The sequence below is a fragment of the Streptomyces sp. NPDC102360 genome (assembly GCF_044766085.1).
Classification (GTDB): domain Bacteria; phylum Actinomycetota; class Actinomycetes; order Streptomycetales; family Streptomycetaceae; genus Streptomyces.
In genome coordinates this window covers 777,281-789,125 of sequence record NZ_JBIWLG010000002.1, presented here as the reverse complement: position 1 = coordinate 789,125, position 11,845 = coordinate 777,281, and the positions used below count along the sequence as shown (strand labels likewise).

The 11,845-nt window shown below is 71.2% G+C and carries 8 protein-coding genes and 1 pseudogene; 7 read left to right on the top strand and 2 right to left on the bottom strand.

The genetic code is table 11. From position 1 onward, the window contains the following. Positions 1-41 precede the first annotated feature (41 nt). Positions 42-1,292, top strand: a complete 1,251-nt coding sequence (locus ACIRHA_RS12980; RefSeq protein WP_403843810.1) for a cytochrome P450 — start codon at positions 42-44, stop codon at positions 1,290-1,292. A gap of 133 nt (positions 1,293-1,425) precedes the next feature. Then, positions 1,426-2,706, top strand: a complete 1,281-nt coding sequence (locus tag ACIRHA_RS12975; RefSeq protein ID WP_403843807.1) for an MFS transporter — start codon at positions 1,426-1,428, stop codon at positions 2,704-2,706. Here ACIRHA_RS12975 and glgX read toward each other — a convergent pair. Next, complete coding sequence (gene glgX, locus ACIRHA_RS12970; RefSeq protein ID WP_403843805.1) at positions 2,681-4,798, bottom strand: glycogen debranching protein GlgX; 2,118 nt, start codon at positions 4,796-4,798, stop codon at positions 2,681-2,683. The genes ACIRHA_RS12975 and glgX overlap by 26 nt on opposite strands. 196 nt (positions 4,799-4,994) lie before the next feature. On the opposite strand from glgX, the gene ACIRHA_RS12965 reads away from it, so the two are divergent. From ACIRHA_RS12965 to ACIRHA_RS12950, 4 genes are all read left to right on the top strand, one after another. Beyond that, on the top strand, positions 4,995-5,780 hold the full coding sequence (locus ACIRHA_RS12965) for a Tat pathway signal sequence domain protein (protein WP_403843803.1): 786 nt from the start codon (positions 4,995-4,997) through the stop codon (positions 5,778-5,780). A 40-nt stretch (positions 5,781-5,820) separates the two neighbouring features. Beyond that, on the top strand, positions 5,821-7,140 hold the full coding sequence (locus ACIRHA_RS12960) for a copper amine oxidase (RefSeq protein ID WP_403843800.1): 1,320 nt from the start codon (positions 5,821-5,823) through the stop codon (positions 7,138-7,140). Between the two features lie 130 nt (positions 7,141-7,270). Beyond that, positions 7,271-8,539: an SAV2148 family HEPN domain-containing protein gene (locus ACIRHA_RS12955; protein ID WP_403843798.1), complete on the top strand. Its 1,269-nt coding sequence runs from the start codon at positions 7,271-7,273 to the stop codon at positions 8,537-8,539. 99 nt (positions 8,540-8,638) lie between these two features. Next, positions 8,639-9,367: a 3'-5' exonuclease gene (locus ACIRHA_RS12950; protein ID WP_403843796.1), complete on the top strand. Its 729-nt coding sequence runs from the start codon at positions 8,639-8,641 to the stop codon at positions 9,365-9,367. Between the two features lie 50 nt (positions 9,368-9,417). On the opposite strand, the gene ACIRHA_RS12945 is transcribed toward ACIRHA_RS12950, so the two are convergent. Beyond that, positions 9,418-10,434, bottom strand: coding sequence for a phosphotransferase enzyme family protein (locus ACIRHA_RS12945; RefSeq protein WP_403843793.1), 1,017 nt, complete (start codon positions 10,432-10,434; stop codon positions 9,418-9,420). A gap of 81 nt (positions 10,435-10,515) precedes the next feature. On the opposite strand from ACIRHA_RS12945, the pseudogene mgt reads away from it, so the two are divergent. Then, positions 10,516-11,771 (top strand): annotated as a pseudogene (mgt, locus tag ACIRHA_RS12940) (macrolide-inactivating glycosyltransferase). The last annotated feature ends 74 nt before the right edge of the window (positions 11,772-11,845 follow it).

Genomic DNA, 11,845 nt, shown 5'->3' with positions numbered 1-11,845 from the left:
CTGAGTCACCGCTGTCACTCGTACGGTGGAACGGAGGCTGCGTGACGAAGGCCTCGGTGGTGCGCTGGGAAGAGCCGCGCGCAGCGACCGGTGCGCGCCCCGGTACAGAGTGGAGTCCCGCGGTGCTGTGCCCTTCCGGACCGGTCTCGTATCCCGACGCACCGGGCTCCTACCCGCGCGCGGGGGCCGCGACGCGGCTCCCGAGCCTCGCCTCGCCGAGCACCGCCCACGATCCGTTCCCGCTGTACCGCACTCTGCGGGCCACCTACCCGCTGCACCACGACGAGCCCTTCGGCGCGTGGCTCCTCAGCCGCTACGTGGACGTGCGCACGGCGCTCGCCGACCCCCGCCTGGTCGCGCCACCTCCCGGCCGCACCTTCGCCCACCTGGAAGCGGACACGCACACCGCCCAGCGCGCACTCCTCGCCTCCGCCCTCCAAGGGCGCGCGCTGGCCACCGTGAAGGCGAGCGTCGAACGCACCGCCTACGTACTCGCGCGCCGCCTCGCCCGGCGCCACGAGGCCGATCTCGTCGAGGAGTTCTGCCACTGGCTGCCCGCCGTGGCCGTCGTCCGTGCGCTGGGCCTGCCCTTCGAAGGCACCGCCCACGTCGCCGCCCTGTGCCGCGCGGGGCTCACCCACCTGGGCGGCACCCCCGCGGCCCTGGACGCCTTTCTGCGCCCGCAGATCGCCCGCCGCCGCGCGCACCCCACGGACGACCTCCTGAGCGCTCTGTGCGCCGCGCGGGCCGACGGGCGGCCCCTTTCCGACGACACGGTCTGCGGGCTCGCCGGGACACTCATCGGCGCGGGCGGGGACGCCACCGACCGGGCCCTCGCCGCGCTCCTCGCCAACCTCCTCGACCACCCCGAGCAGTTGGCGCTGGTGCGGGCCCGCCCCGAACTCGTCGACGCCGCCTGGGCCGAGTCGCTGCGCCGTGACCCCGCCGCCCACGTCGTCCTGCGCCGGGCCCTCGCCCCGGTCCAGATGAGCGGCGGCACGATACCGGCGGGCGCCACGGTCGCGTGCCTGGTGGGAGCGGCGGGCAGGGACGCGACCCGGTTCGCCGACCCGGACCGCTACGACCTGTTCCGCGCGGCTCCCGGGCAGCTGGCCCACGGCACCGGGCGGCACCGCTGCCCGGGCGTCCAACTCGCCCGCCTCACCGCCGACGCGGGGCTGCGCGCCCTACTGACGGCGCTGCCGTCGATGGCGTGGGCGCCGGGGTTCAGGCCCGCCCACGAGGGCCTGCTCACCCGATCTCCCAGGGCTCTCCTCGTACGACTGCGGTAAGGGCTCGCAGGTCCGCAGGGGGTGCGGGCGGCATCAAGTGCTCGGGCGTCATGCGAACCTACGGATCCGCGGCGCCGCCTTTCGTGGCATCACCGCATGCATGCACGCACGCGTGCCTCGTTAGCGTCGGACGATGCCTGGTACATCCAAGAAGACCGGTGGCACCCCCAAGACCGGTGGCACGCTCGACGCGTACCGCAAGGTGCTCGCGGCGACGGGGCGCCCGCTGCCCGTCGTGTCGTTCCTCGGGCGGCTGCCGGTCGCGGTGATCCAGTTCGGCAGCGTCCTCCTGGTGACCCGCACCAGTGGTTCCCTCGCCACCGGAGGCGTCGTCGCCTGCGCCCTCGCGCTCGGCCAGGTGGCCGTGGGGCCGTTCGTCGGGCGGCTCGCGGACCGGCGCGGCCAGCGCCCCGTCGTCCTCGTCCTCGCGCTGCTCAACGGGCTCGCGATCGCCGCCTACACGCTGGGCGCCCTCGCCGGTCTGCCCACGGCGGCGCTGATCGCGCTCGGCGTCCTCGCGGGCGCCACCGTCCCCGGTATCGGTCCACTCGCGCGTGCGCGTGGCATCGCGCTCGTGCGCCGTGAGGGCGGCGACGAGCGGGTGGTGAACGCCGTGCTGTCCCTGGAGTCCACCATGGACGAGCTCAGCTTCGTCCTCGGCCCCGCGCTCATCGGTATCGCCTCCGTAGTGGCGCACCCCGCCTACGCGTTCGGCGCGGCGGCGCTCCTCGTCGCCGCCTGCGGAACCGCGTTCGCGCTGCATCCGACCGCCACGGCGGTGCCGCCCGCCCCGGCGGACACGCGGCCACGCGCGCGTGCCGACCGCCCACGGCTGCCGCGCCAGGTCCACGAGGTGCGCGCCGGGCTCGTCCTCCTCGGCATCCTCCTCGGCGGTTGCGGGGCCGGAATCACCGCGCTCACCGAGGAGTTGGGGCACGGCGACCAGGCGGGGCTCGTCTACGCCGCCATGGGCGTCATGAGCGCCGTCGTCGGCCTGTCCATGGCGGCGGTGCCCGCCCGGTTCACGCTGCGGGCCCGCTGGCGCGTCGCCACCGCTGCCGCCGCCCTCCTGTCGCTCCCGCTCCTCGTCACGCACTCCATGGCGCTCCTGTACGTCGTGGTGACCGCCTTCGGTGCCCTGTTCGCCCCGAACCTGATCACCGGGTTCGGGCTCACCGAACACGCCGTACCGCGCGAACGGCTCGGCGAGGGCATGACGGTCGCCGTGAGCGCGTTCGTCGGCGGACAGGCCGTCACGCTCGCCGTGGCGGGCCGTCTCGCGCAGACCCACGGGGCCGCTGCCGCCTTCGCGGTGGGCAGCCTGGCCGCCGGGGCCGCCTTCCTCGTCGCGCTGCGCCTACGGCCCCTCCAGGCGCCCGGCGAGACGACTACGCCGGCCGTTGCAACACCGTGAGGCTGCGGCCCTGCAGGGTGACCCGGTCGCCGGCCTGCACCTTCGGGCCCTCGCCCGCCGAAAGACCCTCGGGAAGCGCCGTGTCGACGACGGCATGCCACTGGCGCCCGTGGTCGACCGGGACCACGAACTCCTGTGGCTGCGGCGAGGCGTTGAACAGCAGCAGGAACGAGTCGTCCTGGATGCGCTCGCCGCGTGCGCCGGGCTCCGAGATCGCGTTGCCGTTGAGGAACACGGACAGGGCGCGGGCCTGCGCCGCGCCCCAGTCCCGCTGCGTCATCTCCTCGCCCTCCGGGGTGAACCACGCGATGTCCGACAGGTCGTCGTGCGTGCCCTCGACCGGACGGCCGTGGAAGAAGCGCCGCCTGCGGAACACCGGATGGTCGCCGCGCAGCCGCACCATCGCGCGCGTGAACTCCAGGAACGGGTCGGGCGCGGCGCCGGGCTCGGCCCAGCGCACCCACGCCACGTCGTTGTCCTGGCAGTAGGCGTTGTTGTTGCCGCCCTGGGTGCGCCCGAACTCGTCGCCGTGGCTGAGCATCGGGACGCCCTGCGACAGCATCAACGTAGCGATGAAGTTGCGCATTTGGCGGGCCCGTAGGTCGAGCACCGCCGCGTCGTCGGTCTCGCCCTCGGCGCCGCAGTTCCACGACCGGTTGTGGCTCTCGCCGTCGCGATTGCCCTCCCCGTTGGCGTCGTTGTGCTTGTCGTTGTACGAGACCAGGTCGCGCAGGGTGAAACCGTCGTGGCAGGTCACGAAGTTTATGGAGGCGAGCGGGCGGCGTCCGTCGTCCTGGTAGAGGTCCGACGAGCCGGTCAGCCGGCCGGCGAACTCGGCGAGCGTGCGCGGTTCGCCGCGCCACAAGTCCCTCACGGTGTCGCGGTACTTGCCGTTCCACTCGGTCCACAAGGGCGGGAAATTCCCCACCTGGTAGCCACCCTCGCCGACGTCCCAGGGCTCCGCGATCAGCTTCACGCGGGAGACCACCGGGTCCTGCTGTACGAGGTCGAAGAACGACGACAGGCGGTCCACTTCGTGGAACTGCCGGGCCAGGGTGGCGGCCAGGTCGAAGCGGAACCCGTCGACGTGCATCTCCTCGACCCAGTAACGCAGCGAATCCATGATCATCTGCAGTACGTGCGGGGACCGCATCAGGAGCGAGTTCCCCGTCCCCGTGGTGTCCATGTAGTAACGCGGGTCGTCGGTCAGCCTGTAGTAGGACGGATTGTCGAGGCCCTTGAAGGACAGCGTCGGGCCCAGATGATTGCCTTCCGCCGTGTGGTTGTAGACCACGTCCAGGATGACCTCGATGCCCGCCTGGTGCAGTGCCCGCACCGCGGACTTGAACTCAAGGACCTGCTCGCCCCGGTCGCCCCACGACGCGTACATGTTGTGCGGAGCGAAGAAGCCGATCGTGTTGTAGCCCCAGTAGTTGTTCAGCCCCATCTTGGCCAGGCGGTCGTCGTTGACGAACTGGTGCACCGGCATCAACTCCAGTGCGGTGACCCCCAGTTCCGTGAGGTGATCGATGACCGCCGGATGCGCGAGCGCCGCGTAGGTGCCGCGCAGCTCCTCCGGCAGCGAAGGGTGCAGCATCGTCAGGCCCTTCACGTGCGCCTCGTAGAGCACCGTCTGGTGGTACTCCGTGCGCGGCAGCCGGTCGTCGCCCCAGTCGAAGTACGGATTGACCACCACCGACGCCATCGTGTGCGGCGCCGAGTCCAGGTCGTTGCGCTCGTCCGGCGCGTCGAACGGATAGCCGTACACCGACTCGTTCCAGTCGATCCGCCCGCTGATGGCGCGCGCGTACGGGTCGAGGAGCAGCTTCGCCGAGTTGCAGCGCAGCCCGCGCGCGGGCTCGTACGGGCCGTGCGCCCGGTACCCGTAGCGCTGCCCCGGCATGACCCCCGGCAGATACGCGTGCCGCACGAAGGCGTCGGCCTCCCGCAGCTCCACCGCGGTCTCCGAGCCGTCGTCGTGCAACAGGCACAGCTCGACACGGTCGGCGGCCTCCGAGAAGACCGCGAAGTTCGTCCCGGCACCGTCGTACGCGGCGCCCAGTGGATGTGCCTGTCCAGGCCAGACCTGCATGCTGACGACTCTTCCTTCCCGAGCTCTCGACTACATAAGAGCAGGGGATACCCCATTGACCCGGCGGTCCGGGCGGCATCGGACACTCTCTGCCCGAATGTGAGGCAACCACACGGGAGTTGGAACGCTCTTACCTGACGACCACGTCGGTCCGGCATGCCCTCGACCGGGGCTGCCGGGGAAGTTGGGGGAAGATGTGCGCACAACTGTAAGACGCCATCTCGGGAAGCTGATGGCGGTGGGGGCGCTCGCGATCGCGGGCGCCGCCGTCGCGGTCGGCGTGACACTGCCGGATGACGGCGGGAGCGACTTGACCAGGGCGGGGGCCGCACGGCAGGACGCGGTGGCCCCGGAGGGCACCGTGGAGCCCGCGCCCGCCCAGGACGCGAAGGGGGTGGGGCGCGATCCGCTCACGGACGCGGAGACGGAGCGCGCCGAGAAGCTGGCGACGGCGCCGGCCGCTCTGCGGCTGGACGCGCGGGACGTGGAGGGCGACCGAGGCCCCCAGCACCTGTCCACGAACCTGACAGAGGTCGACCCGGGCCTCAGTGACGCCGCCGCCGGCGAACGCCGCGCCGATGTCGTCTACTACGACTACAAGAGCGACTCCGTCGTCACGAAGACGGTGAACCTCGACACGGGGAAGGTCGAGGACAGCAGGACCGACCAGGGCGTGCAGCCGCCGCCCAGCCAGGCCGAACTGGCCGAGGCGGCCCAGCTGTTGATCGCGGATCCGCTGGGAGTCGACCTGAAGGGCGACTACAAGGACGCCACCGGCAAGCAGCTCGCCAAGCCGGACCAACTGCAGCTGAGCGGCATGGTGTTCCGCAAGAAGACCGTCGCGAACGTCCCCGCAGGACTCAAGGAGTGCGGCGAGCACCGCTGCCTGCGTGTCATCACCAAGGTCGTCAACGGGCCGTGGATCGACACCCGTGACCTCATCGTCGACCTGAGCGCCCGCACCGTCTCCCGCCTCGGCTGAGGACTTCGCCGACTTCTCCTCCATGAAGGAGCGCTTCCGTATGCACGTCAACAGAGTTCCGCGCGCCCGTAAAAGGCCCGCACTCGCGGTCACGGGTCTCGCGGTCACCGCGCTGCTCGCCGGCCTCTTCGCCACCGCACCGGCCGCCACGGCGGCCCCGCCACAGGCGCCCCAAGCCGCAGCGCCCGCCTGCTCGGACGCGTACCGCATCGAGCAGACCCTCGACGGCGGCACCACCTGGCGCATGTGCTGGCACTACAACACGCTGGCAGGTCTCGTCCTGGACGACGTCAGCTACCAGCCCAAGGGCGAGGCCGCGCCGATCAAGGTCCTGACCAGCGCCCGCCTCGCACAGGTCCACGTCCCCTACGACGACGGCGAGGCCGAGTACGACGACGTCACCGGCACCGACTTCGGGCAGGCCCTGCAGAACCTGAAGCCCGCCGAGTGCCCCGGCGGCACCATCAAGACCGTCAAGGTCCCCGACATGGGCAACGTGAAGGGGCTCTGCACCACCACGCGTGCGCGCGGGCACGCGTACCGGCTGAGCGACGACTACTCGACCGGAGGCAGCGGCAAGGTCTACAGCGCCCAGGGTAAGGACCTGCTCGTCTACACGGTCAACAAGGCGTCCTGGTACGAGTACATCACCGAATGGCGCTTCGCCTCCGACGGCACCATCACGTCCAATATCGGCGCCACCGGCAGCCTCTCCCCGTACGACTACGACGGCACCGACGGCAAGGGCTGGCCCATCGGCAAGGGTGCGAGCGCCTACGCCGAGAGCCACAGCCACAACGTCTTCTGGAGGCTCAACTTCGGCCTCGACGGCTCGCCCAAGGCCAAGGTCGAGCAGTACGACTCCAAGGTGACCCCGCCGCAGGGGGACGGATCACCCAAGACGAAGACGACCCGCACCCCCGTCACCAAGGAACTCGCGGGCGACATAAAGGACATGCGGTGGTGGCGCGTGGTCTCCACCGCCGGCAAGAACAAGGACAACCACCCCAGGTCGTACGAGTTCGTGCCCGGCCGCTCCAACCGGTTCCCCGGACGTGCCTTCACCAAGCACGACGTCTACTTCACCGAGTACAAGAAGTGCGAGCAGTACGCGAGCGACAACCCGGCCGCGAACTGCGGGGGCACCAGCGTCAACAAGTGGGTGAACGGCCAGACGCTCAAGCACCCGATCACCTGGGTCAACATCGGGTTCCACCACATCGCCCGTGACGAGGACCAGCAACCCATGCCGGTGCACTGGCAGGGCTTTTCGCTGGCCCCCAGGGACGTGACCGCTATGAATCCGCTCACTCCGGCCGACCTCGCGGGGCAGAACGGGGTTCCCCGAAACGGCAGTTGAGAAACCGGCGGCTTCATCCGGCTGCACCGCCACCCGCTCGCGGAGTACCCTTCCTTGATCGTTGCTGGGAGCTGTGCTCTACACGTTCGGGCACGACAAACGCGGGGGAGCGGAAGGCGGTGCGGAGCGGGTGAGCTCGGGAGGGCTGGAGCTGCCCCCTGGTGGCGACGGTCACGAGGGCCAGGACAGCCAGGAGGCAGCCTCCACGGAGATCCCGCCCGGAGCGGTGTCGCTGGCCAGGCCCATGGACGTCGCGTCCCAGATCGGCCCGGAGCTGGACTGGGGCGCCGACGCCTGGAGCGAGGTCCGTACGCGCGCGCAACGCGCGGGGCGGGCCTATATCTGGCTGAACCTGGTGGAGCAGCGGCTGCGCGCCGTCGTCGCCGCCGTGCTCCGGCCCATCTACGTGCCCGTGCACGGTGAGGACTGGGTGGTGGCCGCGGCGGGGCCCGCCGGGCAGGAGTGGGTGCAGCGGGCCGTCGCCGTCCGCGAGGTCAGCCGCCGCAAGGGGTATCTCCTCGACCCGGCGGACGACAACGTGCTGTCGTTCCTGACCCTGCCGCAGCTGCGCGAGCTGATGGTGCAGCACTGGCCGTGCTTCGAGCCGTACTTCGACGACCGCCGCGACGTCGAGCTCGCCCTGGACGAGCTGGAGGTCACGCGCAACGTGGTCTCCCGCAACCGCGCGCTCTCGGAGACGGTCCTCGCCCAGGCCGAGCGCGCCTCCTCCCGCCTCCTGGACATACTCGGCGCCGGTTCCGACGTGCCCTCGGCCCGCCGGCTGCCCGTCGACGCCGTCGAGGACCTGGTCGGCGACCGGTACGCGGACGTGGTGGGGGTGCACCCGGACCGGGTCAGGCTGCTGCGTCAGTTCCCGGCGGAGGATCTCTTCGGCGGGGCGCGGCGCCTGGACGCCATCGGGATAGGGCTCAACCTGCTCGCGCAGAACTTCTCGGGCCGCCGCCTGGTCCGCCTCGCCGAGTCGGGCTGCCGGATACGGCTCCTCTTCCTCAACCCGGCGTCCAGCGCGGTCAAACGGCGCGAAAGGGAACTCGGGCTCAAACGGGGCGAGTTGAGTCGCTCCGTCGAGATGAACATCCTGCACATGCGCCGGGTGCGGGCCCGCCTCAAGGACCCCGGTGCCTTCGAGATCTGCGTCTTCGACGAGACGCCGCGCTTCAACGCCTACCTCGTCGACGGAGACGGCTCGGACGGCATCGCGGTCGTCCAGTCCTATCTGCGCAGGACGCGGGGGATGGAGGCGCCGGTCCTCGTGCTGCGCGGGGGCGGGCGCATCGTCAAGGCGAGTGCGTCGGCGGATACGGGTGAGAACGGCCTTTTCGTGACGTACCGCGATGAATTCGAGCAGGCCTGGGCGGACGCGCGGCCGGTGTCGTAGCGGCCCCGGCCGGGCCCCGCCGGGTGTCCGGCGGGATTGTCAGTGGTGCGTGCGATGGTGGTGGTCACTGGGGGAACGCACCACGAGAAGGGGGCTGCCATGGGCTGGCACCGCGAGCTGCTGATCGGCTTCGACCTGGAGACGACCGGGACCGATCCGGGCGAGGCGCGCATCGTCACCGCCGCCGTCATAGAGGTGAAGGACGGCGCGGTCCTCGGCCACCGGCAATGGCTGGCCGACCCCGGAGTGCCGATCCCCGAGGAAGCGATCGCGGTGCACGGTGTCACCAACGAGCGGGTGGCCGCCGAGGGCGAGCCCGCCGACCGGGTCGTCGACGCCCTCGCCGGAATACTGGTGGACCATTGGCGCACGGGCGTCCCCGTGGTCGCGTACAACGCGACGTTCGACCTCACCCTGCTCTCCGCCGAGCTCGCCAGGCACGGGCTGCCGTCCCTGCGGGAGCGCCTCGACGGAGCGGAGCCGGGCCCGGTCGTCGACCCGTACACGATCGACCGCACCGTCGACCGCTACCGAAGGGGCAAGCGCAACCTCGAAGCGGTCTGCACCGAGTACGGCGTCCCGCTCGACGCCGCGCACGACGCCTCGGCGGACGCGCTGGCCGCGGCGTTGCTCGCCCGCGCGATAGGCGAGCGGCACGCGAAGGTCGCGCAGCTCGACGTGGCCGAGCTGCATCGCAGACAGGTGGAGTGGTTCGCCGAATCGGCGGCCGACTTCCAGAACTTCCTGCGCCGCAAGGGCAATCCGGACGCGGTCATCGACACGGTGTGGCCTATCCGCGACGTGGTTGCGGTCGATTCGGGGGCTTAGCCCCCGGACCCCCAGTCCTCAATCGCCGGACGGGCTTGATGTGCCCACCCTCAGAAGGGGTACCACCGCACCTCGGCGTCCCCATCCCGCAGCGACGCCACCCGCCGCCGAAACTCCACCAACGCCTTCGGATTGCTCGGCGCATGCTGCGCAACCCACGCACAGGACGCCGTCTCCCGCGCCCCCCGCAGCACCGCACACCCCTCCCACTCGCGCACATCCCACCCGTACGCGGAAACGAACCCGTCATACGCCGCCGCAGGCAACCCGTACCGGTCCCGCGACAGGGCCATCACGACCAGATCGTGCTCCCGCAGATCGGAGGAGAACGTCTCGAGATCGACGAGCACGGGCCCCTCGGGCCCGATGTGCACATTGCGCGGCAGGGCGTCACCGTGGATCGGCCCGGCAGGCAACCGCGGGGTCAGCGCCGCGGCGGCGGCAGCGAACCCGTCCCGCCGCTCGCGCAGATAGTCCGCGTCGGCCGGGTCGATCGCGTCGCCCGCGAGCCGCAGCCAGCGCTCGACCCCGCCGAGCAACTCTCGCCGCGGCAGCTCGAAACCGGCCGGCGCCGGCAGCGCATGCACGAGCTTGAGCAACTCCGCCAGATCGCGCGGCTCGGCGGGGCGGACGGCCGCCGGGATCCGGTGCCACACGGTCACCGGGTGCCCGTCCACGACGAGCGCCTCGTCCTTCGCGGCGCGCACCGCGGGGACGTTGTGCGCTGCGAGGTAGGAGGCGATGGCGAGTTCGCGGCGGGCGCGGTCGAGCAGTTCGGCGCCGCCGTGCTCGATACTGCGCCCGATCTTGACGACGAGGTCGCCGACGCCGAACACCGCGTTCTCCCCGAGCGCGAGCAACTCCACCGCACCCGCGGCTCCCGCGAACCCCGGCGCACCTCCGGGCCCCGCGGCTCCCGCGGCCCCTGGCGCACCCCCGGGCCCCGCGGCTCCCGCGAACCCCGGCGCACCCCCGGGCCCCTCCGCAGCCGTGGCCCCCACCGCACCCGCGGTGCCGTTCACGACATCCGTCTGCGCCAGCACTTCCCGTGCCCGTGCCTCGTCCATGTTGTGCCTCCTGCGGCCCCGCGGCCCCGCGTCTCACCTGGTACGGGGCCAGTCTCGCACCCGGCCGCGCCCGATAAGCAGTTGCACGAGACGTATCGTCTCGCTACGGTGGGATCATGACGAACCCGAACCACGGCAAACGCGCCCACATCGCCATGTTCTCCATCGCCGCCCACGGGCACGTGAACCCGAGCCTCGAAGTGATCCGGGAGCTCGTCGCCCGTGGGCACCGCGTCACGTACGCGATCCCGCACCTGTTCGAGGAGAAGATCGCCGAGACCGGCGCCGAGCCGGTCCTCTACCGCACCACGCTCCCCGGCCCGGACGACGACCCGGCGGCGTGGGGGACGACACTGCTCGACAACGTCGAGCCGTTCCTGAACGACGCGATCCGGACCCTCCCGCAGCTCATCGAGGCCTACGAGGGTGAGGGCGGGGTCGGCGTCCCCGACCTCGTCATCCACGACATCACCTCGTACCCGGCGGGCGTCCTCGCCCACCGCTGGGGCGTGCCCGCGGTGACGCTCTCGCCGAACCTCGTCGCCTGGGAGGGACACCAGGAGGAGGTCGCACAGCCGATGTGGGAGGAGCCCCGCAAGACGCCGCGCGGCAAGGCCTACTACGAAAAGTTCGATGCATGGCTCAAGGAGTCCGGCGTCCCGAAGACCGCCGATGAATTCTGGGGCGTCTACGATCGCACCCTCGTCCTCATTCCTAAGGCCCTCCAGCCGAATGCCGACCGGGTCGACGAGAAGAAGAACACCTTCGTCGGCGCCTGCCAGGGAGACCGCTCCGCGCAGGGCGACTGGGGGCGTCCCGCCGACGCCGAGCGCGTGCTGCTCGTGTCGCTCGGCTCGTCGTTCACCAAGCAGCCCGATTTCTACCGGGAGTGCGTGAAGGCATTCGGTGATCTGCCGGGCTGGCACGTCGTGCTCCAGGTCGGCAAGCACGTCACCGCCGAGGATCTCGGGCCGGTACCCGGCAACGTGGAGGTGCGGCAGTGGGTGCCGCAGCTGGCGATCCTCAAGCAGGCCGACGCCTTCATCACGCACGCCGGTGCGGGTGGCAGTCAAGAAGGCCTGGCCACCGCCACGCCGATGGTCGCCGTGCCGCAGGCCGTCGACCAGTTCGGCAACGCCGACATGCTCCAGGGCCTCGGCGTCGCCCGGCACGTACCCATGGAGGAGGCGAACGCCGAGACGCTCCGCGAGGCCGTCCTCGCGCTGGTCGACGACCCGGAGGTGGCACGCCGACTCGCCGCCGTTCAGCGGGACATGGCCAAGGAGGGCGGAACGCGGCAGGCCGCCGATCTCATCGAGGCGGAACTGCGCCCCTGAAGTCGGGGTGGGGTAGACGCGATTTTTCACGGAACGGTTCCATCATTCCGTGAAAAGCCTGTGCCGAACAGATA